This window comes from Collinsella sp. LCP21S3_A3 (assembly GCF_052118905.1).
Lineage (GTDB): Bacteria > Actinomycetota > Coriobacteriia > Coriobacteriales > Coriobacteriaceae > Collinsella.
This window is the reverse complement of record NZ_JBQKGH010000003.1, coordinates 180,194-203,602: the sequence shown is the minus strand read 5'-3', so window position 1 is coordinate 203,602 and position 23,409 is coordinate 180,194. Positions and strand designations below refer to the sequence as shown.

General features: G+C 60.4%; 16 protein-coding genes and 3 tRNA genes. 8 read left to right on the top strand and 11 right to left on the bottom strand.

The annotated features are described in order from the left end of the window. Nucleotides 1-390: 390 nt before the first annotated feature. A complete protein-coding gene (locus tag ACTQ0H_RS02890) occupies nucleotides 391-1,203 on the bottom strand; it encodes a transposase (RefSeq protein WP_441547773.1) in 813 nt (270 codons plus the stop codon). A gap of 403 nt (nucleotides 1,204-1,606) precedes the next feature. Here ACTQ0H_RS02890 and ACTQ0H_RS02885 point away from each other — a divergent pair, with 403 nt between their 5' ends. The 4 genes from ACTQ0H_RS02885 to dinD all read left to right on the top strand — a co-directional run bounded on the left by ACTQ0H_RS02885 (nucleotide 1,607) and on the right by dinD (nucleotide 6,166). Continuing rightward, nucleotides 1,607-2,341 (top strand): iron-sulfur cluster assembly scaffold protein, encoded by a 735-nt coding sequence (locus ACTQ0H_RS02885; RefSeq protein ID WP_006235554.1) that lies wholly within the window; start codon nucleotides 1,607-1,609, stop codon nucleotides 2,339-2,341. Nucleotides 2,342-2,359: 18 nt separating this feature from the next. After that, a complete protein-coding gene (locus ACTQ0H_RS02880; protein ID WP_154518278.1) occupies nucleotides 2,360-3,364 on the top strand; it encodes a GGGtGRT protein in 1,005 nt (334 codons plus the stop codon). 256 nt (nucleotides 3,365-3,620) lie between these two features. Then, on the top strand, nucleotides 3,621-5,147 hold the full coding sequence (locus tag ACTQ0H_RS02875; RefSeq protein WP_441547772.1) for an FAD-dependent oxidoreductase: 1,527 nt from the start codon (nucleotides 3,621-3,623) through the stop codon (nucleotides 5,145-5,147). 158 nt (nucleotides 5,148-5,305) lie between these two features. After that, nucleotides 5,306-6,166, top strand: coding sequence for a DNA damage-inducible protein D (gene dinD / locus ACTQ0H_RS02870; RefSeq protein WP_441547771.1), 861 nt, complete (start codon nucleotides 5,306-5,308; stop codon nucleotides 6,164-6,166). Nucleotides 6,167-6,602: 436 nt separating this feature from the next. Here the strand turns inward: dinD and ACTQ0H_RS02865 are convergent. The 3 genes from ACTQ0H_RS02865 to ACTQ0H_RS02855 form a co-directional block, all read right to left on the bottom strand. Further along, a tRNA-Lys gene (locus tag ACTQ0H_RS02865) sits at nucleotides 6,603-6,678 on the bottom strand. Between the two features lie 43 nt (nucleotides 6,679-6,721). Further along, a tRNA-Lys gene (locus ACTQ0H_RS02860) sits at nucleotides 6,722-6,797 on the bottom strand. A gap of 22 nt (nucleotides 6,798-6,819) precedes the next feature. Further along, a tRNA-His gene (locus ACTQ0H_RS02855) sits at nucleotides 6,820-6,896 on the bottom strand. Nucleotides 6,897-7,061: 165 nt separating this feature from the next. Here ACTQ0H_RS02855 and ACTQ0H_RS02850 point away from each other — a divergent pair. Beyond that, nucleotides 7,062-8,243, top strand: coding sequence for a pyridoxal phosphate-dependent aminotransferase (locus tag ACTQ0H_RS02850; protein WP_441547770.1), 1,182 nt, complete (start codon nucleotides 7,062-7,064; stop codon nucleotides 8,241-8,243). 140 nt (nucleotides 8,244-8,383) lie between these two features. Next, a complete protein-coding gene (locus tag ACTQ0H_RS02845) occupies nucleotides 8,384-9,274 on the top strand; it encodes an ROK family protein (RefSeq protein WP_441547769.1) in 891 nt (296 codons plus the stop codon). A gap of 112 nt (nucleotides 9,275-9,386) precedes the next feature. On the opposite strand, the gene ACTQ0H_RS02840 is transcribed toward ACTQ0H_RS02845, so the two are convergent. The 4 genes from ACTQ0H_RS02840 to argS all read right to left on the bottom strand — a co-directional run bounded on the left by ACTQ0H_RS02840 (nucleotide 9,387) and on the right by argS (nucleotide 16,817). After that, nucleotides 9,387-9,836: a VanZ family protein gene (locus tag ACTQ0H_RS02840; RefSeq protein ID WP_441547768.1), complete on the bottom strand. Its 450-nt coding sequence runs from the start codon at nucleotides 9,834-9,836 to the stop codon at nucleotides 9,387-9,389. Between the two features lie 6 nt (nucleotides 9,837-9,842). After that, nucleotides 9,843-11,291, bottom strand: coding sequence for a hypothetical protein (locus tag ACTQ0H_RS02835; RefSeq protein WP_441547767.1), 1,449 nt, complete (start codon nucleotides 11,289-11,291; stop codon nucleotides 9,843-9,845). Between the two features lie 313 nt (nucleotides 11,292-11,604). Continuing rightward, a complete protein-coding gene (gene rho / locus ACTQ0H_RS02830; RefSeq protein WP_441547766.1) occupies nucleotides 11,605-14,175 on the bottom strand; it encodes a transcription termination factor Rho in 2,571 nt (856 codons plus the stop codon). 788 nt (nucleotides 14,176-14,963) lie between these two features. Beyond that, nucleotides 14,964-16,817, bottom strand: coding sequence for an arginine--tRNA ligase (gene argS, locus ACTQ0H_RS02825; protein WP_427727932.1), 1,854 nt, complete (start codon nucleotides 16,815-16,817; stop codon nucleotides 14,964-14,966). Between the two features lie 342 nt (nucleotides 16,818-17,159). Between argS and ACTQ0H_RS02820 the strand changes: the two genes are divergently transcribed. After that, nucleotides 17,160-17,645, top strand: coding sequence for a CarD family transcriptional regulator (locus tag ACTQ0H_RS02820; protein WP_154518254.1), 486 nt, complete (start codon nucleotides 17,160-17,162; stop codon nucleotides 17,643-17,645). 884 nt (nucleotides 17,646-18,529) lie between these two features. Here the strand turns inward: ACTQ0H_RS02820 and ACTQ0H_RS02815 are convergent. Beyond that, nucleotides 18,530-19,129 carry an HD domain-containing protein gene (locus tag ACTQ0H_RS02815; protein WP_427718831.1) on the bottom strand — a complete coding sequence of 200 codons (600 nt, stop codon included), beginning with the start codon at nucleotides 19,127-19,129 and terminating at the stop codon, nucleotides 18,530-18,532. A gap of 171 nt (nucleotides 19,130-19,300) precedes the next feature. Then, nucleotides 19,301-20,587: a glutamate-5-semialdehyde dehydrogenase gene (locus ACTQ0H_RS02810; protein WP_441547765.1), complete on the bottom strand. Its 1,287-nt coding sequence runs from the start codon at nucleotides 20,585-20,587 to the stop codon at nucleotides 19,301-19,303. Between the two features lie 113 nt (nucleotides 20,588-20,700). Between ACTQ0H_RS02810 and ACTQ0H_RS02805 the strand changes: the two genes are divergently transcribed. Continuing rightward, entirely contained in the window at nucleotides 20,701-22,119 is a 1,419-nt protein-coding gene (locus tag ACTQ0H_RS02805) for an alpha/beta fold hydrolase (RefSeq protein WP_441547764.1), read from the top strand. A gap of 100 nt (nucleotides 22,120-22,219) precedes the next feature. Here ACTQ0H_RS02805 and proB read toward each other — a convergent pair whose 3' ends face one another. Continuing rightward, nucleotides 22,220-23,347: a glutamate 5-kinase gene (gene proB, locus ACTQ0H_RS02800; RefSeq protein WP_441014792.1), complete on the bottom strand. Its 1,128-nt coding sequence runs from the start codon at nucleotides 23,345-23,347 to the stop codon at nucleotides 22,220-22,222. Nucleotides 23,348-23,409 lie beyond the last annotated feature (62 nt).

Genomic DNA, 23,409 nt, shown 5'->3' with positions numbered 1-23,409 from the left:
CGGGTCCCATAGGGTGCGGCGTGCATTTTTGCGAGTATTCAGCACGCCAAGCTATGTGCATACAAATCACGAGCATAAATTAGCGCCTTCGGGCGCGTATATATTGCGTTTTAGAACAGGCATTACGGTCTACGGGGACGCAAACGCGTGCTTCGGGGCGTATTGGCAGACAAATAATTGTCTCGGGGCCCACAAGTTGCAAGGTTATAGTAGTTCCGACAGCACTACGATGCTGAAAACTCCGCTTTTTGCACGGCGTGGACGGGGGTAGGCACGGGCAAAACCGGACTGAGCTATTGTTTTATGCAAGACGGCAATCATTCTATGCATATTTAGAAGTGTAGCTAACGTCCAAGCATTTAGAATGATGGCCCCAGTGGGCAGACAGCCCTATCCCAGGCTGTCATCAGTCCGCACCGCCGTTCGAGCACGGGCGCGCACAATACGAGAAGCGGTACTTTTGCTTATCCCCGTATACCGCTCAATCTGGCGCACCGTAAAACCAGCATCGTGCAAGCCAAGAATAACGATATTGCGCTGCGCCGGCGGCGCCGCTTTAACCCCCTGGAGCGCAACCCCGCATCCCTTCGCCAACTCGTCGGCAAAGGCGCGCCGCTCCAACTCCATCTCTACCAAATCGCGCATCACCGGATCGCCGCCGTCGGGCGTCGAAAGCGAATAGGCAATAAAGGCTTTGGCAGAACCAAAAAGCTCAAGCACGCAAGAAGGATCGGAAAATCCCCTCCTAGCATCTGCCTCGTCACCGTCGTAAACGCGCAGATGCTCCGTAAAGCTGCTCCAGGGATACCGCTCAATTAGGTTGATGCCCGCATCCTGCGGATCGGCGTGAACGGAGCGAACAGCCTCCATCACCTGTCGGTCGGTATCGAGCGAGCGGCGCTCAAAACGTTCCCGGAACAGGCAGCCCAAACGCCCAGTACGCTTATTGAACCGACGAGCATACGTCAACAGCAGGCGTTGCATGGCTGCACTCATGTTGTCCTCATAATCCAGAAGTACCAGATCAACATGGTCGCCCATGAGGCACCACGCCACAATCGTTACCTGGGCATCGCGGCAGCAGTCGCGCATCAGCTCCAAAAACTCCCACCGGTCCTCGTCGCTCTCAAAGATCAGCTGACTGCCCATACCGCGGGCACAGACATGGTAAAAACCGGTGATCGTTTTCCAAACACGCTGCATGGCGCTCCCTTCGCCGGGACCTGCTTACCATCCAATACATCACGATTGAAACGTGCCATCAAAACATTCACGCAAAATGGCACCCGTCGACGGTAAAAGGCGGCAAACCGACGGCGAATGGCATCATAACCACAGGCTAGACACCGCAACAGGGGCAAGAACTAACCAATAACTTGACCAGAACTGACCCCCTAAAACGTATCGCATAACCGCAACCAAGCTTGTTAAATCGTTTCAATTGAAAGTTCCGCGCTTCTCGTTACGAAAACTGCGCCGTTCGCCGAATATTCCGTGCATTTCGCGGTATTATAGGGGCTGCATGTCATGTCCCTTTCGAAGGGTCGCCCGGCAATCACCAGCCACGACCTCCAGACGGGACGCCAATACGATAGAGAGGAGAGGCATGCAGTACTCACAGGAAGTGGAGAACATGTGCCCCGTTGCCAAGGGTGCATACCACGGCCCCGCACCCATCCCCGAGGAGGGCAAGTGGGTCCAGGCTAAGGAGATTTCCGACATCTCCGGTCTTACGCACGGTGTGGGTTGGTGCGCACCTCAGCAGGGCGCCTGCAAGCTCACGCTGAACGTCAAGGACGGCATCATCGAGGAGGCCCTCGTTGAGACCATCGGCTGCTCGGGCATGACCCACTCTGCTGCCATGGCTTCCGAGATCCTTCCCGGCAAGACCATCCTCGAGGCCCTCAACACCGACCTCGTCTGCGACGCCATCAACGTTGCTATGCGCGAGATCTTCCTGCAGATCGTTTACGGCCGCAGCCAGACCGCGTTCTCCGAGGGCGGCCTGCCCGTGGGCGCCTCCCTCGACGACCTCGGCAAGGGCCTTCGCTCTCAGGTCGGCACCATGTTCGGCACCAAGGCCAAGGGCGCTCGTTACCTCGAGCTCGCTCAGGGCTACGTCACCCGCATGGCTCTCAACGACAAGAACGAGATCATCGCGTTCGAGTTCCTGAACCTCGGTAAGTTCACCGACGCCGTCAAGGCCGGCAAGACCCCCGAGGAGGCCATCGCTGGCGCCATGGGCCACTATGGTCAGTGGGAGAACGCTGCCAAGTACATCGACCCGCGCACCGACGAGGAGACTCACTCCGTCGCCAGCGTGTTCCCGGTTCACGAGTAGAAAGGGAGGGAAATAACTATGACTGTTACGTTCGAAGGTTACGAGCGCCGCGCTGACAAGATCAACAAGTGCCTCGCCGACAACGGCATCGCCTCCCTCGAGGAAGCTCTGCAGATCTGCACCGACAAGGGCTTCAACCCGCGTGAGATCGTCAACAACACCCAGTCCATCGCCTTCCAGAACGCCGAGTGGGCCTACACCCTCGGTTGCGCTCTCGCTGTCAAGCGTGGCGCCAAGAACGCTTCTGAGGCTGCCGCCATCATCGGCGAGGGCATCCAGGCCTTCACCGTTCCCGGCTCCGTCGCCGAGGACCGCAAGGTCGGTCTGGGCCACGGCAACCTGGGCGCTATGCTGCTCTCCGACGACACTGAGTGCTTCGCCTTCCTGGCCGGCCACGAGTCCTTCGCTGCCGCTGAGGGCGCTATCGGCCTGGCTCTGAACGCCAACAAGGCTCGCAAGAAGCCGCTGCGCGTTATCCTCAACGGTCTGGGCAAGGACGCCGCCCAGATCATCGCCCGCATCAACGGCTTCACCTACGTGAAGACCCAGTTCGACTACTACACGGGCGAGCTCAAGGTCGTCGAGACCATCCCCTACTCCGATGGTCCCCGTGCTGCCGTTAACTGCTACGGCTCCGACGACGTCCGTGAGGGCGTTGCCATCATGTGGCACGAGAACGTCGACATCTCGATCACCGGTAACTCCACCAACCCCACGCGCTTCCAGCACCCCGTCGCTGGCACCTACAAGAAGGAGCGCATCGAGGCTGGCAAGAAGTACTTCTCCGTCGCCTCTGGTGGCGGCACTGGCCGTACCCTGCACCCGGACAACATGGGCGCCGGCCCTGCCTCCTACGGCATGACCGACACCATGGGCCGTATGCACTCCGACGCCCAGTTCGCCGGTTCTTCCTCCGTGCCTGCACACGTCGACATGATGGGTCTCATCGGCATGGGCAACAACCCCATGGTCGGTGCTACCGTCGCCTGCGCTGTCGCCGTCGAGGAGGCCCTCAAGGCCTAATCGCGCCCGCGCGATGCTCATATAGTTGAGCTTCGGAGCCGCTATCCACCCGGGTAGCGGCTCTTTTTGTCTGCACTGCCGCAGGGTTGCTAATGCCGATATATCGGTTGGGGCGAAATACGAGATGTGATGAGATGGAGCGTCAGAGCGTCCATAACGCCCATCTGCCATAGTTGCCCTTTACCGATTTACCGAGTCTTTTCGGCATCATTGCCGATCACCCATGCGAAAATGCGCCGGACGAGAAAGGAATCCGATGGAATCGACTGATGTACTGGTAATAGGATCTGGCATTGCGGGCCTTTGTGCCGCCATAGAAGCGGCGCGCGCGGGCACGACCGTTGCCGTCGCAAGCGCCGGCAAGACCATGAGCGGATCGAGCTTTTTCCCGGGCACCTGGGGCCTTGGCCTTATTGGCCCCATCGACGAAGACGACGAACAGGATCTCATCGACACCATCCAAGCCGTCGGCGGCGGTGTCGCCGACCCTACGCTCGTCCAGACGTTCGTCCACGGTATTCCCCAGGCCATCCAATGGCTCGAGCAGGATCTAGGTGTTGAGCTCCAGCGTCCGCAAAGCGCTGAGAGCGCTCAGCAAAAGCAGTTTATCCCCTGCTTTGACCATAAGACGCGCAATTGGCGCGGCCTCACCCGCAAGCCCCTTGAGGACGCGTGTGCGGCCCAGATCGAGTCTCTCGGCATTCGCCTGCTCCCCCGCCACGAGCTAATCGACCTTGTTGAGGACACGACCGGAAAGATTATCGGCGCCGTACTCTACGACCGCACAAACAAACATCTCGTACCTATGGCAGCCAAGGTCACCATCATCGCTGCGGGCGGCACGGGTGGCCTGTTCGAGCGCAGTCTCACTTCCGCCGACGTGCTCAGCTCCTCGCAGGCCATCGCGCTGGCACACGGCGCAACGCTCACTAATATAGAGTTCATGCAGATGATGCCGGGCTTCATCGAGCCCAAGCGCAACCTTGTCTTTAACGAGAAGACCTGGCGCTACGTACATGTAGACCAGCCGGTCGATATCGCCGATGACAAGCTGGACGATCTACTTGAGCAACGCTCCGGATATGGTCCCTTCACCTCGCGCTTGGCCTCCCGCGCCATCGATCTTGCCATCGATCAAGCGGGTGCCGAAGGTCTGGCGCTCCACTACGACTTCCCCCGCGAGGACGTCCCCGAGTTTGTGCAGACCTTTGCCACCTGGCTACAAGACGAGCACGGCATCGCGCCGACCGACGAGATGCGTGTGGCGATGTATGCCCACGCCGCCAATGGCGGCATCAAAATCGACAAGACCGCGTACACGGGCGTTGAGGGCCTCTATGCCTGCGGCGAGGCGACAGGCGGCATGCACGGGGCCGATCGCATTGGTGGCCTGTCAAGCGCCAACGGCATCGTGTTTGGGCGCATCGCGGGCGCCTCGGCAGCCCAAGCAGCACAGAATGCACCTGAGGTGGCCCCAAAGGCGGATGTCGCCCTCCCCCAGCATGGCATTGCCACAACAGACGCCGAGCGCCTGACCCGCGGCCTTAAGCACACGATGAGCACCTACTGCATGATCAACCGCACCGAAGGGGGCCTATCCAAGGCACTACACGAGCTTGAGGGCTTGAAGACGGAGGCAACGACCTTGAGCACACAGAAAGCTCAGGACAGCGAAATCGCAGCCCTCGCCCGCCTGCAATCGCAGATTCAACTAGCACAGGAAATGGTCAAAGCCATGCGCAAGCGAACCGAAAGCCTCGGATCGCACTATCGAGCGGACTAAACTGGACACTCATCTAAAGCAGAACACAACTAATCGATATCTATGGGCCCCGTGAGCTCAAGGTGGCACGGGGTCCATTCGTGTCCGCACGGCAGCGTATCCTTATTCTGAATAGGCAGGCAAAGCCCGCACAGACAATAGACCAGCGGGGAGGAGATATGGACAGTCGTGATATCGAGAAGTGGCGTGTCAAACTTGATAGCTCCGCCAATGTGGAAGACGGCGTTGAGTATTGGCTCGCACGCGATTTAATGGAACCCATGGGGTACACTCGATGGGAGAACTTCGCCGAAGTTGTTAAGAGGGCGAAAGTCTCGTGCGAAACAAACAAAACTCCAGTTGATTCCCATTTTCGTGATACCACGAAAATGGTAACAGCCGGTGTCGCCGCTCGCGCGGTTAAAGACTACAAACTTACTCGCTATGCATGCTATTTAATCGCACAGAACGGAGATTCAAACAAGCCAGAGATCGCGCTCGCCCAGGCATACTTTGCCGTGCAGACGCGCCGCCAAGAGCTCATAGAACAGCGCTTCGCAGAGATTCAGCGCTTGCAGGCGCGCCACTCGCTATCCGATTCAGAGAAACAGCTCTCGGGTATTGCGTTCAAACACGGCGTGGACTCCAAAGGATTCGCGATCATCAAGTCGAAGGGCGATGAAGCGTTATTCGGCGGCAGAAGCACGGCGGAAATGAAGCAGCAGCTCGGCGTACCCAAGAGCGCGGCATTGGCGGACAGATTAGCCGATGTCCTCATCAAAGCAAAGGACCTTACGAACTCGATGACGGCCTTCAACACCGAGGAACACGACCTGTACGGTCTGGACCAGATCAAGCAAGAGCACGTCGAGAATAACACAAGCGTACGTGGCAGCCTCATCGACCGTGGAATTGTCCCCGAGAATCTACCGCCTGCCGAGGATACAAAGAAGCTCGAACGTCGCGTGAAAGCAGACGAGAAAAAACTCAAGGAGGGCACAGACGGATTCACCGACCCCCAGGGCAGGCTCGACTTGTAAAGCGTCTGTGCCCTTTCGGGTTCGACCCCATGCGAGGTCAACAAAAAAGCGACTAGCCGAAGCCAGTCGCTTTAACATGCTTTGGTGGGCCGTCAGGGGGTCAGCCTGCTGCGCAGGCGGCTGCTGCGGCGCTTCGCGCCTTGCGCGCTGCGCTGGTAAATGCTCACGCATTTCCTCAGCTCCGCGCCCTTTCGGGTTCGACCCCATGCGAGGTCAACAAAAAAGACGGCCAACTTTCGCTGACCGTCTTAACATGCTTTGGTGGGCCGTCAGGGGGTCAGCCTGCTGCGCAGGCGGCCGCTGCGGCGCTTCGCGCCTTGCGCGCTGCGCTGGCAAACGCTTACGCGTTTCCTCAGCTCCGCGCCCTTTCGGGTTCGACCCCATGCGAGGTCAACAAAAAAGACGGCCAACTTTCGCTGACCGTCTTAACATGCTTTGGTGGGCCGTCAGGGGGTCGAACCCTGGACCTTGGGATTAAGAGTCCCCTGCTCTACCAACTGAGCTAACGACCCAAAGCTAAAGTCCGTAGTAGCGGACTTTAGTGGAGATATCGTGTGGTGGGCCGTCAGGGGGTCGAACCCTGGACCTTGGGATTAAGAGTCCCCTGCTCTACCAACTGAGCTAACGACCCGATATCAACACGAAGCAAGAACTGGGGTGGGTAAAGGGACTCGAACCCTCGACCTACGGGACCACAACCCGTCGCTCTAGCCAACTGAGCTACACCCACCGTGTCCTGTGCGCTTCGCGCTCGACTATTATTGCAAGGAACGCCACGCGACGCAAGCCCCAATTTTCAAGAATTTTGAAAAGAGTTTTTCGGATCCATTTCGAGCAAATCCCACCGGTTCCATAGGAGTAAACTTGCCCCACCCCGATGTTCGAAAGGACAAGCATGAAAGAACTCTCCAATCGCACGGCAACGTTTACCGATTCGGTCATCCGCCGCATGACGCGCATCTCCGATATGTACGGCGCCGTCAACCTCTCGCAGGGCTTCCCCGACTTTGATCCCCCAGCGCAGCTGCTCAAGAGCCTGAACACCATCGCCACCGATCCCAAACCGCTCTACCACCAGTACTCCATCACCTGGGGCTCCCAGGCCATGCGCGAGGCGCTTGCCGCCAAACAGGAGCACTTTATGGGCATACCGATCGACCCCAACCAGAACATCGTGGTCACTTGCGGCTCCACCGAGGCCATGATGGCTGCCATGATGACGGCCACCAACCCCGGCGACAAGGTCGTCATCTTCTCGCCGTTCTACGAGAACTACGGCGCCGACACAATCCTTTCGGGTGCCGAGCCCATCTACGTGCCGCTCAACCCGCCCACATTCGACTTTGACCGCGAGACACTCGAGGCGGCCTTCCGCGACAACGACCCCAAGGCCATCGTCCTGTGCAACCCTTCCAATCCCTGCGGCAAGGTCTTTACGCGCGATGAGCTCACCTTTATCGCCGATCTCTGCAAAAAGTACGACGCCTACTGCATCACCGACGAGGTGTACGAGCACATCGTCTACGCGCCCCACGAGCACGTCTATATGGCCACGCTGCCCGGCATGTTCGACCGCACCATCAGCTGCAGTTCGCTATCCAAGACGTACTCCATCACCGGCTGGCGTCTGGGCTACACCATCGCCCCGGCCCAGATTACCGAGCGCATCAAGAAGGTCCACGACTTCCTCACCGTGGGTGCCGCCGCTCCCCTACAGGAAGCCGTCGTCACCGCCCTCAACTTCGACGACAGCTATTACCAGGAGGTCCTCGATCTCTACACAGCCAAGCGCGATCTGTTCTGTCAGGGGCTCGATAGCATCGGTCTTGAGCATAACGTGCCGCAGGGCGCCTACTACGTCATGATGGACATCTCTGAGTTTGGCTATGACAGCGACCTCGACTTCTGCGAGGACCTCGCGTCTAAGGTGGGCGTGGGCGCCGTGCCCGGATCGAGCTTCTTCCGGGAGCCCGTCAACCATCTGATTCGCCTCCACTTTGCCAAGCGAGACGAGACGCTTAACGCGGCACTGGAGAACCTCAAGTCGCTACGCGATAAAATCAAGCCGCGCGGGTAAGGACGGCCCGGCAACTAAAGCACCCAAAGAAGCCCCGCACCGCACGCGCGTTGTGGGGCTTCTTTTTATAGCGCTTTCTTAATTTGTTTAAAGCGCTATACTTTAGTCACGGAGCAACTCGTCCCAGGGGGAGGAATACTATGGCAGAGCAGCAGCTTATCGGAGCGCTCGAGGCCGGCGGCACCAAGATGGTCTGTGCCACGGGCTATGCAGACGGTACGGTTCTGGAGCGTGAGCAGATCGCAACCACGACCCCGCAGGAGACCGTTGAGGCCGTCAACGCATGGTTTGCAAACAAGGGCATCGCCGCGCTGGGCATCGGCGCCTTTGGCCCCACCGCAGTCAACCCTGCCTCGCCCCAATACGGCAAGATCTTGGAGACGCCCAAGACGGCATGGCGCTACTTTGACCTGCTGGGCACCATCCAAAACGAGCTCAATATTCCCTGTGGCTACGACACCGACGTCAACGTCGCCTGCCTGGGCGAGGTCACCTTTGGTTGCGCCCAGGGCCTCACCGACGTGGTGTATCTGACCATCGGCACCGGTGTGGGCGCCGGCGTGCTCTCGGGCGGCCAGCTCGTGCACGGCATGATGCATCCCGAGGCAGGGCACATCCTGGTCACGCGCGATCCGCGCGACACCATCGGCGAGCACAGCGGCTGTCCTTTCCACGACAACTGCCTCGAGGGCCTCATCGCCGGCCCCGGCATTAAAAAGCGCTGGGATGGCAAAAGCGCCGGAGACATGGCCGATGACCCGGAGGCCATGGGCCTGCTCGCAGGCTACCTGGCACAGGCGCTCATGACCTACACGCTGTGCTATGCGCCGCAAAAGATCATCATCGGCGGCGGCGTGGCCGACCACACCCCCATCGTGCCGCTCGCCCGCAAAAAGTGCGCCGAGATGCTCAACGGCTATATCGTCACGCCCGAGGTCAACGACATCGATACCTACATTGTCAACAACAGCCTCGAGGGTAAGCAGGGCATCATGGGCTGTCTGGCCCTTGGCGCACAGGCGCTCCAGTAAAGGGTGCACCAACGACACACGGTATTGCCGGGCCCGTATAACGCGCAGACAACGCTATCGCGCCCTGCAGGGCCCCCAAACGCACAAGGCCGCTAGGACCAAGCAAAACGTCCTAGGCGGCCTTTCTGGTGCATACAAGCGATCGGAGGAGATATCGGAGCACAACGCCGGTAGCCGCTCCGCAGCAGTCAATCATCACGTCGGTGATCATACCGGCGCGCCCCGGCACAAATAACTGAATCGTCTCGTCGATTGAGGGGACCAGCAACAGAAAAACCACCGTGGGAAGCAGTCTGTCAAAAGTGCGTCGACCCTCGATATCAAAGGCATGTGTCACCAAAACACCAAGCACCATATACTCGGTAAAGTGTGCGCACTTGCGGACGACAAAGTTGGTTACCCATTCATACGGCAGGCTCAAGCTATGCAATAGCCCGCGGACGTCCTCCATGATCGCCAGGCTCAGTGAGCCGGACCCCGTGCCGGGAACCAGTGAATTGCCCCAGATCAGCAACACCATGACGCAGGCCGCAACCGCCCACTTACGATCGATCTTAATCATGCAGAACTAGGCCTCGGCACGAAGCGGCGTAAAACTGGCGGTACCGCCCTCGATAACACTCAAATAGGCACGGCCCGTACGCTTGGCGGTAGAGGACTGCAGGCGCTCGATCTCTTCCTCAAGGATCTGATTGACGCGCTCGTGGCGACGGTTTTCCATAACGCCGGCGGCGATAGCCTCGGCGCGCTCGATACTCTCGCGCGAGATACGCGCGGTATCCTCGGGAAACACGGAGCTGTGGCGGCCGACATAGACGGGAGCAACAGACACAGGCGAGGCCGCAGGCGTGGGCATCGGCGCGGGAGCGGGCTCGGCGACCTCGGCCATGATCGCCATAGCGGCGGCCCACATGTTCTCGTGGCCCGAATAATCGGCCATGGGGATATCTTCCTCGAGGGAGGCATCGGGGAGACTGTCGGCATCCACGCGATTCTGGGCATCGATAGAGGCAGTGATGGCGGCGGGCTCGTCCAAATCGGCGAGATCCACACCCTTGGCATCGGAAATGATGGGCATGCTGGCGAGCTTGGCGTTGTACGGCACCGCCTCCGCGGCCTGCATTTGGGCCGAAGCGCCCCAAAGCGAGCTTTCGGCAGCACGACGAGCGGCGATGGTCTCCTCGTCGACAACCAGGGGCTCATCGGCAAAGGGGTCGGCGACAGGAGCCGGCTGAGCTGCGCCCTGCTGGCCGGTCGAAGCGGCCGCCGCGGCAGAGGCGTACGCAGCCGACGAAGCACCGTTATAGGCGGCATTGTTGGCAGCGTTGGCCACAAGCGCCACGAAAGCTGCAGTGCTGCCCGCAGGGGCGGCATGAGAGCCCGAGACGGCACGTGCGGCAGCAGCGATGTCGTCTCGGTTATAGGAGCCAGTCTTTTCACCGTTTGTGAGCTCGTCAATTGCGACCTGGTAGACATCGCGCGAGCGAGCGGGATCGCAGCTAACCGGCGAATCGTCGTCGAGCATGCTATCGATCATAGCCCAGGCATCGGCCTCGTCCATGGCGTTGGCGGCACGGGCGATGGTCGGAACGCCATCATCGGCATGACGGCGCTGAAACGCGCCGGTCAGACCGGAGAGAAGCGAAGAGGATTGACCCTGCTCGTCCAAAGTGACAGGAGCAGCAGCCCGGGGAGCGGCCTCCTCTTGCTGAACGGGAATAGAGGCGGTCTTGAACTCGTTGTAGGTCCGACTAAACTGAGCGGCGCCGCCCACGGCATCGGGCTCAAACAGGCGGCCATCGTGCTCCGCACGATACTCAGAGATACCCAGCGAGGCGGCATAGATACCCACGCCGGCCACTGCGCCCACGGCAAAGGGAACAGCACCCGCGACGACCGTCTCGTTGATTGACGAAAACGGCAGTGTAGCGGCATACACGACCACGGGTGCGGCAAGGCCGATCCCGCAGGAAAGTCCGGCAAGGACTGCTCGTTGTGTTGCATCAGAAGAAGCCATGAGCTCTCCCCATCTTCCAGCACCCAAATCGCATCATTCAGTTGGCTGCGCGAGAGAAGATGAAGCGGGGCCTGAGCCCCAAAGCAACGGTATAAGGTTCGTTTCATCTGCGTTTTCCGTCGCGAAGCTTAACTGCTATTATGCGAAACCCCCTTGGGGATTGCAAGCGACGAAGCGGAATTGAAACGGGAAAATCGCTGCTTGCCGGTCGTGAGGTCAATAATCGTTGGCGAGCGGCTATACGAAAAGGGCCAGGATCTAAACCCCGGCCCTTCTGGCATGTCTATGGTTGCTGTCGCGTGCAGCGGACGGACTAGAACATCTGCTCGTAATCGCTGTGCTTTTTGGCCGAACGCACCAGGAACTCCTGGTTGGTATTAGTGCCCTTAAGGCCCTTGATAAACGACGCGGCCGCGCGCTCGGTATTGTTCATGCCGGCGAGGATGCGGCGCAGGCCAAAGACAAACGGGCGCATTTGCTCGTCGACCAACAGGTCCTCGTTGCGCGTGCCCGAGGCAACGGGGTCGATGGCCGGGAAGATACGGCGGTCGGCCAGATCGCGATCGAGCTTGAGCTCCATGTTGCCGGTGCCCTTGAACTCCTCAAAGATGACCTCGTCCATCTTGGATCCGGTATCGATAAGGGCGGAAGCAAGGATGGTGAGTGAGCCGCCGTTTTCGATATTGCGGGCAGCACCCAGGAAGCGTTTAGGCGGATACAGGGCCGCCGAATCGACGCCGCCCGAAAGGATGCGGCCCGAGGCGGGCGCCGCCAGGTTGTACGCACGGGCAAGACGCGTGATGGAGTCGAGAACCACCACGACGTCGCCGCCCAACTCCACGATGCGCTTGGCGCGCTCGATGACGAGCTCGGCCACGCGGGTATGGTTGTCGGCGGGCATATCGAAGGTGGAGGCCACGACCTCGCCCTCAATGGAGCGCTGCATATCGGTGACCTCTTCGGGGCGCTCGTCGACGAGCAGGCAGATGAGGTGCACTTCGGGATTGTTGATCGAGATAGACTGGCAGATCTTCTTGAGAATCGTGGTCTTACCGGCCTTGGGCGGTGACACGATCAGGCCACGCTGACCCTTGCCGATCGGCGACACGATATCGATGGCGCGACCGGTAATGGAATCCTTGCCATGCTCCATGCGCAGCGGCTCATTGGGGTAGACCGGAGTGAGGTCGCCAAACTTGGGGCGATTGCGAATCTGCTCGGGGTCCAAACCGTTGACGGTCGTGATTTTGGCGAGACCGGCACGCTTGTCGCCGCCGCGCGAGGGACGAAGCGAACCCTCGATCACGTCGCCCGTGCGCAGACGCGCGGAGCGGATGAGGTAGGCGGGCACGAAGGCGTCGTCATTGGACTTCATGTAGCCGTGGGCATGGATGATGCCGGAGCTGTCCGGGCGAATCTGCAGGATGCCCTTAATATCGCGGAAGCCCTCGGCCTTCGCGGCTGTGGTGTAGATCTCTTCGACGAGCTCGGCCTTCTTCTTGCCGGTCGTCTCAATCTCGAACTCCTTGGCCTTCTCGCGCAGCTCGGCGACCTTCATGGCCGCGAGCTCCTCGCGCGAAAGCGTTGGCTCGGTCGGAGCTGCGTTGCGCTCCTTGTTGCGCTGTTTGCGATCGCGCTGACGGCTGCGGCGGTCGTTGTTACGATCATCCTTGCGCTCGCTGCGCTCATCGTTACGCTTGTGCTGACGACGGTTGGGGCGGGAACCCTCTTCCGCCTCAGCGCTCTCGACGGCAGGCGTCGTGGGCGCATCGGCGGTCGCCGGGGTCTCGCCGTCCGACTTAGCGTCGGACTCGGGCTGTTGCTCAGCATCCCCCTGCTGTTCGGCAGACTTGGTCTTGGAAGATTTCTTGCGCGTGCGCTTGGGCTTCTCGCCTGCCGACCGATCGGCGCCCTCCGTCTCGGGAGTCGTGTCGACACTCGCCTCGGTAGACTCAGCTACCGCAGATTCGGCGCCGGACTTCGCCTCTGCCTTAGCTGGGCGTTTGGCTGCGGTGTGACGGCTGCGCCCGGGACGAACGTCGGCAGGCTCGGCAGCGGCAGAAACAGCGACCTCAGGAACATCAGCACCCTCGGCCGAAACCACGACTGCCGCTGTAGGCTCGACGAACGCCGGGGCATCTTGGACAGAAGCCGCGGCAGCGGCCGCCTTCTCCGCCTCGACAAATGCCTTGGGCTTGCGGCCGCGGCGATGCGGGCGCAAAGCAGGATCGACGACAAATGCACCGCCGGCCTCGGCAGGCACGACAGACTCAGCAGAGGAAGCGTCCTCCTCCGCCGCAGAGCGAACCGGGGTCTCGGCGGCATCGGACGAAGCCTGCTCGGCAGCCTGCTGGACCTTGGCCGCCGTGCGACGGCGCGTGCGCGGAGCCGGCTTTTCTGCTACCTGCTCGGGAGCCGGAGCCGAAGGCGCCTCGGGGGCGGACGGAGCCGCGAGTTCGGTCAGAGCCGCGGCATCGCGCTCGGCGGCACGACGGCGAGCACGAACAACCTGGGCTTCGCTGATCTGCGCAAGCGCGCGGGCCTGCGCAACCTCATCTGAAAGCGGCGCCGAAACCTCGGCGGAAACCGGACGCTTGGCACGCGTCGTGCGCGTGGTGCGGCGTTTGGGCTTTGCAGCCTCATCACCATCCGCAGCGGGCTTGGCCACACGACGCGTGCGCTTGGGCTTCACGGGCGCAGCCTCCTCCCCGGCAGCAGGCGCGACGGGAACAGGGTTCTCACTCGAAGCCGAGACAGCGTTCTGGTGTGTCTCGGGGACCGACGCCTGCGACGGTGCGGGTTTCGCGATCTGGTCCAACGCAACCGGTGCAGTGGAAGTGGTTTGTGCCGTGCTTATTTCATTTTCTTGCTGTTGATCAGACACAGTGTTTGCTCAACTTTCTTTTAAAGCCCTGTGATCACATGCTCCCTGCATAAACCTTCAGGGCGGCTAAACAGTCTAGCTCCGTTCAAAACACAACGGACATCATTGATCTGTATCGAGATGATTGCGTCAAATACGCAGCGTTAGTGTAACACAACCGCCACCACCTGCAACTTAGTCATTGGACGTTCTTATACAACTGGTCAAAAGGGACACTCTCCCTCAAAAGCGCTTCCTCTGTCGCACCAGAAGAGTGAAGCCGTGGCATCCGGAATAGCCGCGCCACGAATCGCGCCTATCTACTACGTTTGACCCGCGACCCCTGACCATCCCCTCGATCTTCCTAAAATCGCAAGCCCGCTACCTGCGGTTTTAATATCGTACTTTTCGGCATGGTTCGGGGTATGCGACTAAACGTAGTAGATAAGCCCGATTCGTGGCGGACGGTTTCGCACCGCTCTCCCACCGGACAAAAATGATCCGTTTTCCTCCGTCCCCAAGGGGTCGTTTTCAAAACGATCGCGGATTACGGTGCAAGAACGGCGTAAGCCAACCATACCCTGCATTTTTAATATTCGGCAAGCCGTCTACCTGCGATTTTATTTTCGCTGCTGTTGCTATGGTCGCCAGGCAGCGATTCAGCCCCGTAAACCGGTATAGTTGCGTTTTTGTAGCATTTTTCAACACGCCAAAAAGCCCCGCCAAACGCAAAAAGCCCGACCTCCGCATGGAGATCGGGCTTATAGGGCTCAGCAAAGCCAAACCTACACGGTCAAACGACCCGTAGATTACATCTGCTCGGGTGCAGAAACGCCAACCAGAGTGAGCACCAGGGCGAGCGTCACGCGGACGGCGTCGCAAGCGGCCAGACGGGCGCGCGAAAGCTCGGGATCGACGGGACGGCCCTCGCTCGGAAGCACCTGGCAGGCAGCGTAGAAGCTGTGGAAGTCGCCGGCGAGCTCCTCGGCAAAGTGCGTCAGACGGAACGGGGCACGGTCGCGAGCGCAGCTAGCGATGAGGTCGGTGAGCTCGTTGAGCTTACGCGAAAGGGCAAGCTCGGTGGGGTCGGTCAGCAGCGAGTAGTCGACGTTCTCGCCGATGGCCTTAGCGGCGACGGCCTTCATGCCCATCTCGTCAGCCTGCTCGGGCGTAACGTCAGCGGCACGGCGCAGAATGGAGCACACACGAGCGTGAGCGTACTGCACGTAGTAGACCGGGTTGGAGTTATCACGCTTCTTAACGGCCTCGATATCGAAGTCGACCATCTGGTTGGAGCTCTTGGAGATGAGCGTGTAACGGGCGGCGTCGGAGCCGACCTCGTCAACAAGCTCCTGCAGGGTCACCATGGTGCCCTTGCGCTTGGACATACGGACGGGCTTGCCGTTGCGCAGCAGGTTGACGAGCTGGCCCAGCAGAACCTCGAACTTGCCGGGATAGCCAAGAGCGTCGCAGACACAGCGGACGCGGTCGATGTAGCCATGGTGGTCGGCGCCCCAGATGTCGATGACGTGGTCGACGCGCTGGAACTTATCCCAGTGATAGGCGACGTCGGAGGCGAAGTAGGTGTACTCGCCGTCGGACTTGATCAGGACGCGGTCCTTGTCGTCGCCCAGGTCGGTGGAGCGGAACCACAGAGCGCCGTCCTTGGTGTAGAGGTAGCCCATCTTGTCGAGCTTCTCGAAAGCGCGGTCGACGGCGGAGGTGCCGGCGGTCTCGCCCTCGGTGTCCTTCACGTACAGCGAGCGCTCGGAGAACCAACGATCGAAGTCGCAGTTGACGGCGTGGCAGAGGTTGCGCATGTTGTCGACCATCTTTACGTAGCCGCGCTCGCGGAAGCTCTCCATACGCTCCTGCGGATCGGCGTCGACCCACTTGTCACCGTCGGTGCGCCAAAACTCGGCGGCCTCGTCGATGATGTAGTCGCCGCCGTAGGAATCCTTGCCCAGAGTCTCGGCAAAGTTGTCCTGATACGGATGGGTCTCGGGATGCTCGTCGTTCTCGTCGGCAACAAAGGCATCGCGGTCGGCAATCAGCAGCTTGTGAGCCTCGTCGATATCCACGCCCTGCTTGGCGATGATGTCGGCAAGCTGCATATAGCGCGTGCTGATGGAGTTGCCGAAGGTGTTCATCTGAGAGCCGTGGTCGTTGATATAGAACTCACGCTGGATATCGTAACCGGCATGGTCCATAACACGGCAGAGGGAGTCGCCCAGAGCGGCCCAACGGCCATGGCCAATATGCATGGGGCCGACGGGGTTGGCGGAGACAAACTCGACCTGGGTCTTCAGGCCGCCGCCGACGTTGGACTTAGCGAAGTCCATACCCTTCTCGCGAGCCTCGCCGAAGATGGCGTTCTTGACGGCGACGGAGAGGTAGAAGTTGATGAAGCCAGGGCCGGCGATCTCGACCTTCTCGATCGCGGGATCCTCGGGCATATGGGCAACGACGGCCTCGGCAATCTTGCGCGGGGCGCAGTGAGCCAGCTTGGCGGACTTCAGGGCCATGGTGGAGGTCCACTCGCCATGAGAAGTGTCAGCCGGTCGCTCGATAGCGCAATCGTCAAGTTCAAATGCGGAAAGGTCGCCGGCCTCCTGGGCCGCAGCAAGCGCAGCGCGTACCAGCTCTTCAATCTTCTCGGGCATAGATCCTCCTTGTGTTAAAGCCCCCGAGCTCTTGGTCACTCGTAGGGCAAAAGCCAGAGTTTGCAGCACTCTATCACAAGCGATAACTACTGTCGCAGGGTAAAGTCAATCGATATTGCATATGCACAAAATTGACCACAGTTGTCGCAAGGCCATTCAAAGATGGCGGTCTGCCTGCTGGTTGTGCACCCGCCGAAAATGCATAAACATCTGCATGGGCAGCTCAGAATATCGAATACTCTTACCTATCGGATTTGTGTGCTTTTCCTGCATAAAGTAAGGGTTTGCGCACGTCAGCGTGGTATTCTAGACATACGTAAATTCGTATAAGTTGGAGGTAGCATGTTCTCAATCGGTCAACACGTCATTCATCCGGGTCAGGGAGTCTGCACCGTCGTCGGTTTTAGGGAAGACACACCGCAGCCCATGCTGTTGCTCGAGACCAAGCAGGGACATGCGCAGACGATCCTCATGTACCCCGTGGCGCAGGCCGACCGTCTGCATGCCGCCATCTCCCAGCAAGATGCCGAGCACCTACTGAGCCATTACGACGAGCTGGAGTGCGACACCTTTACCGAGCGCAACAGCTCGCTCGAGGAGACGCACTTTAAGCAGCAGCTCAAGCTGGGTGCGCCCGAGACGGTCCGCGTGGCAAAAACAATGATGCACCGTATTCGCCAGGCCGAGGAAGCAGATAAAAAACCCAGCTCTTACTACATGCGCGTACTCAAGGAAGCCAAGCGCCGCTCCATCGAGGAGATTGCCGTGGCCTTGGGCGTCACCGAGGAGGACGCCGAAGCCCGCCTAGCCCAAGCCGCCCTCAACTAACCTGCCAAAAAGGGACAGGTTTATTTTGGCAGGTTTTATCTGGCCAAACGTCAACAAACAATTGGTAAATGGTCGGGTGCTCCGTTTTGTTTGTAAGCCCCGGCCATTTTTCTATTGCCGCGAAAATGCGTGAAGCCCATTTGTGATGACATCACGCGAGGGCCGTCCAGATCGACGCAACCAACGCCCGCATCCGCAACAAGCGCACCCGTCTTGCTCAATTACCATTAAAAAGCATCAATTTGAAAACGCAATAACATTTCGGCAGGTAGCAGCTATAGTCGGTAAACTGAATCTCGACAACCGAAGCCTCCGAATGAGGTATCTTCAGCCCATCCAAGCTAAAGGAGGGGCCATGCCGAGAAAACCTCGTTCAAAGTCACCAACCGGTTATTTCCACGTCACGTTGCGTGGAAACGGAGGGCAATTGCTGTTTGACGATGCCGAGGACCGAATCGCCATGTTTCAGATCCTCGATGCAATCCTCCCCAAACACAATATCGAGCTTATCGCTTGGTGCCTTATGGGAAACCATATTCATTTGGCACGGCAATCGTGCAGAGTGTCGCAGGATGTGCTCCGACGGAAATCAAATCCGTCTCCAAGCCACTTCGCAATGAGGCGATTCTCGCGCTTCGAAAACAGGGGCTAACCGTTAAGCAGGTTCAGCTACTGACAGGACTCGGAACATGGATTATCAAGAACGCGTCCTAGCGTCGCGTTTACCGAGTTACGGATACGGCGAAGCGCAGCTGCCTGCCGCGAGGCGCCGCCATTCGCCAACGTCACCAGGTCAAACAGAAAACGCTTCCGCTGAATAACGTTCAACGGGAGCGTTTTCCCAGATAAAACCTACCAAAATAAACCTGTCCCTTTTTGGCAGGTTAGGCCTGGAAGGTGTCGCGGTCGGGCGCGAAGGACTGCATGGCCGCGATGGTGCGGTCGAAAAGCTCGGGGAGCTCCCAGCCCAGCATCTCGGCGCCCTGCGAAATCACGTCGCGCGAGCAGCCGGCGGCAAAGCGCTTGTCCTTGAACTTCTTCTTGAGCGACTTGGTCGTAAAGTCCATGACGCTCTTGCTCGGACGCATGATCACGGCAGCCCCAATCAGGCCGGTAAGTTCGTCGCAGGCAAACAGGATCTTTTCCATCTGCAGCTCGGGCTTGGGCAGCGAGGTGTTGAAGTCCGAGGTATGCGTCTGGATGGCGCGGATGAGCTCGGGCGATGCACCCTCGCCCTCGAGGATCTCGGCCGCATAGATGGTGTGGTTCACGGGGTCGTCCTCATGCTCCTCCCAATCCAAGTCGTGCAGCAGTCCGACGATGCCCCAAAACTCCTCGTTCTCGGGGTCGAACTCGCGCGCAAAGTAGCGCATGGTGCCCTCGACCGTCTCACCATGGGTGATGTGGAACGGATCTTTGTTGTGCTCGTTGAGCAGTTCGAACGCACGGTCGCGGGTGATTCCGGCGGAAAGCGTCTGAGACATGGCAATACCTCCAGGTGAGTCGGTGCTAAGACACGGTGTCACTATCGTATATCGCCGCGGCTCAAGCCGAAAGGCAGAAAAGGCATACGGAGAAAAAAGCCGGGCGAACGCGTCGCCCGGCAAAACCGCAGATAAAACCTGCCAAAATAAACCTGTCCCTTTTTGGTAGGTTTAGGGGCGGACCTGGCCGGTGCCGCGGAGCTTGTATTTGTAGGTGGTGAGGGCCTCGGCGGCAAAGGGGCCGCGGGCGTGGAGCTTTTGGGTCGAAATGCCGATCTCGGCGCCCAGGCCAAACTCGCCGCCGTCGGTAAAGCGCGTGCTGGCGTTGGCATACACGGCCGAGGCATCGATCTCATCCAAAAAGCGCTCGCAGGCGTCCGCGTCCTCGGCGATGATGGCCTCGGAATGCATAGTGCCATAGCGGTTGATGTGCGCGATGGCCTCGTCCTCGTTCGCCACGACCTTTACGCTCATCTCGAGCGCCAGGTACTCGCGGCCCCAGTCCTCCTCGGTCGCGACCACGTAGTCATCGCCCTCGGCAAGACCGGCGGCGGCGCATGCGGCACACGCGGCCCCGTCGCCGTGAATCAGCACGCCGTGGTCGTGCAGCACGGCCACGACCGCCGGCAAAAACGAATCTGCCACGACGCGGTCCACAAGCAGCGACTCGGCGGCGTTGCACACACCCACGCGCTGGGTCTTAGCATTGACGATAATGTTGAGCGCTTTATCAAAGTCGGCCGACTCATGCACGTAGATGTGGCAGTTTCCCGTGCCCGTCTCGATAACCGGCACAAGCGACTCGCGCACGCAGCGCTGGATCAGGCCCGCACCGCCACGCGGAATAAGCACGTCGACGATGCCGCGAAGCTTCATGAGCTCGCCGGTGGCCTCGCGATCGGTGGACTCGATCATCGAGATAGCCTCGCGCGGGAAACCCTTGGCCTCGAGCGCATCGGCCAGCAGTTCGGCAATCATGGCGCACGAGTGATAGGCCAGCGAACCGCCGCGCAGAATACAGGCGTTGCCGGTGCGGATGCAGATGCCCGCGGCATCGGCCGTCACGTTGGGACGCGCCTCATACACCATGGCGACCAGGCCCAGCGGCACGCTCACGCGGGTGAGGTCCACACCACTTGCAAGTACGCGGTGGTCGAGCACGCGGCCGACGGGATCGGGCAGCTCAGCGAGCTTCTCCAGGCCGGCGGCCATGCCCTCGACGCGCTCGGGCGTCAGCAGCAGACGGTCGAGGAGCCCCGCCGAGGTGCCCGCATCGCGCGCAGCGGACATATCGAGCTCGTTGGCGGCGACGATGGAATCGACGCCATCGCGCAGCGCCGCGGCCATGGCGCGCACGGCCTCCTGGCGCTGCTCGTCGCTCGCCGTGGCAAGCGAGGCCGACGCTGCCTTGGCGGCAACGGCAAGATCGTGGACATACGTGGCTATATCGACCGACATGGACGGCCCTTTCTCTTAGTAGTTTGCCAACCATGGTAGCCGATTTGTGCATGCCCTCGCGCATGGCGGTAGAATTGGTCAACCCGAAACACCGCAACGAACGGAAGTACCGCATGGCCCTCATCACTTCGTACCACGTCCCCGGCCTCTATGTCGAGGACCACAGCATCGACGTCCCCTTGGATTGGCGCGGCCTGGAGCCAATGCTTTTGGCCTTCGGCAGCACCATGCGCCGCGGCGCCATGCCGGCGCCCATTGCCGGCGCACCCGAGAGCATCAAGCTTTTCTACCGCGTGGTTTGCGCTCCCGACCGTATCAACGACGACCTGCCACTCCTCCTCTTTTTGCAGGGCGGCCCCGGCGGTGAGAGCCCGCGTCCGCTGTCGCCCACAAGCGACGGCTGGATCGAGGAGGCCGTCAAGCACTTCCGCGTCGTCCTGCCCGACCAGCGCGGTACCGGGCGCAGCAGCTGTGTAGACGGGCGCACGATTGCCGCACTGGGCGAGCGCGCCGAGGCGGCAGGCTCCGATGCGGCCCGCTCACAGGCGGACTTCCTCAAGCGCCACCTCGCCAGCTCCATCGTGCGCGACTTTGAGTACCTGCGCCTGGTGGGCTTTGGCGGCAAGCCCTGGGTCACACTCGGCCAGAGCTACGGCGGCTTTTTGACGTTGAGCTATCTGTCGCTCTTCCCCGAGGGCGTGGCGGCGAGCTTTACCTGCGGTGGCATTCCGCACGTGCCGGCGAGTGCCAGCGAGGTCTACGCGCACACCTTCCCGCGTATGGCGGCCAAGACTCAGCAGTATTACGACCGGTACCCCGCCGACGTCGAGCGCGTGGCGGCCCTGGCAGATGCCCTCGAGGATCAAAAGCCCGCGCTGCCCGACGGCTCGCCGATGACGGTCGAGCGCCTGCAGCTCATGGGCAGCGACTTTGGCATGAAGCCGAGCTTTGAGCGCATGCACTGGATTATCGACCACGCGTTTGTTAATGGCGACGGTACGCTGAACTGCGGCTCCTCGGTATCCGACAGCTTTTTGATGCGCGCCTTCGAGCGCACCAACACGCGCACGAATCCGCTGTACTGGACGCTACAGGAATTCATCTACGCCGATGGCGACACGATGCCCATTGGCTGGGCAGCCGCCGAGGAAAAGGCCCATCGTGCCGAGTTCGACACCCTCGCGCGCCCACTCATGTTTACCGGCGAGGCCATGTTCCCGTGGATGTTTGAGCAGATGCCCGAGCTCAAGCCCTTCAAGCCCGCCATGGACCTGCTGATGGAAGACACCAGCTGGGACAAGATCTACGACCCGCAGCGCCTGGCCTGCAACGAGGTGCCGCTCCAAGCCGCGGTGTATTTCGACGACATGTACGTGGATTCGGGCCTGCAGCTCGACACGCTCAGCCGCGTGGGCAACTCACATGCCTGGGTGACGAACGAGTTCGAGCACGACGGCCTGCACGGCAGCGTGGTGTTCAAGCACCTCTTCGACGAGGCCCTCAACCGCGGAGACCTGCGCCAGATCTTCTAGCAAAGGAGTGTCCCCCATCAGCCGGCACATAAGAAACGTCCCCAAGTGCCGGCACGAGAAAGACAGCGCTGCGGGAAACGATCCGCAGCGCTGTCTTTCTTTATGCAAAGACGATCAAGTTGTCTCGGTGGATCGCGGGCTTCTCGGCCAAGTCTGCCAGCAAGCGGTTGCCGGCAATCTGGTCTTGGCGGCGTCCGGCTGCAAGCTCCAGCACGTCCGAATCGGCCTCGGCGATACCGCGCGCGACAACCATGCCGCTCGGGTCGCACACGTCGAGCACATCGCCCTCGGCAAACGTGCCATCGACCTCGCGAATACCCACTGCAAGCAGGGAGGAACCGCGGCTGACCAGCGCTTTCGCGGCGCCGTCATCGACCGTCACCGAGCCATGCGCCTTGTCGCCCAGTGCAATCCACAGCTTGCGAGGCGCAATGTCCAGGCGCTCCGCCGGCGGATCGAACAACGTACCCACGCTCTCGCCGCGGGCAAGGCGCACGAGCGCATCGGGCTCCTCGCCCGAGCAAATCACGCTCTGAATCCCTGCCGTCATCAGGATGCGGCTCGCGCGGATCTTGGTAATCATGCCGCCTGTGCCAACCGATGTGGAAGAATCGCCCGCCGAGGCAATGATCTTGGCATCGATCCTATGCACGACTGGGACGAACTCGGCCGTGGGGTCCTCGTGCGGATTGGCGGTATAGAGGCCATCGATGTCCGAGAGCGTCACGCACAGGTCGGCAGAAACCAGGCAGCCCACAAGCGCCGCCAGCGTGTCGTTGTCGCCAAACTTGATTTCGTCGACGGTAACGGTGTCGTTCTCGTTAACGACCGGCACCACGCCCAGTTCCACCAGACGCAGCAGCGCGTCGCGCGCGTGCAGATAGGACGTGCGACGGGCCGTGTCGTGACGCGTGAGCAGCACGAGCGAGGTAAGCAGGTCGCGCGCATGGAACTCCTCGTCGTAGGCCGACGAGATGATGCACTGACCGGCCGAGGCGCAGGCCTGCAGGCTCGGCAGGTCACCGACCGGTTTGCGGTCAAAGCCCAGCACGGGATAGCCACAGGCAATGGCGCCCGAACTCACCACGACCAGACGCCAGCCGAGTTTGCGCAGGGCAGCAGCCTGATCGGCAAGCCCGCCGATAAAGGCGCGGTTGACCTTGCCATCGGCGCCCACCACCGTGGACGAACCGATCTTTACCACCATCGTTTTATAAGAAGTCGTCATACGTCAAACCAATCAACTGTTGAGGGTTCGGGCGAGCTGACGGCCGAGGGAACGTAATTCCA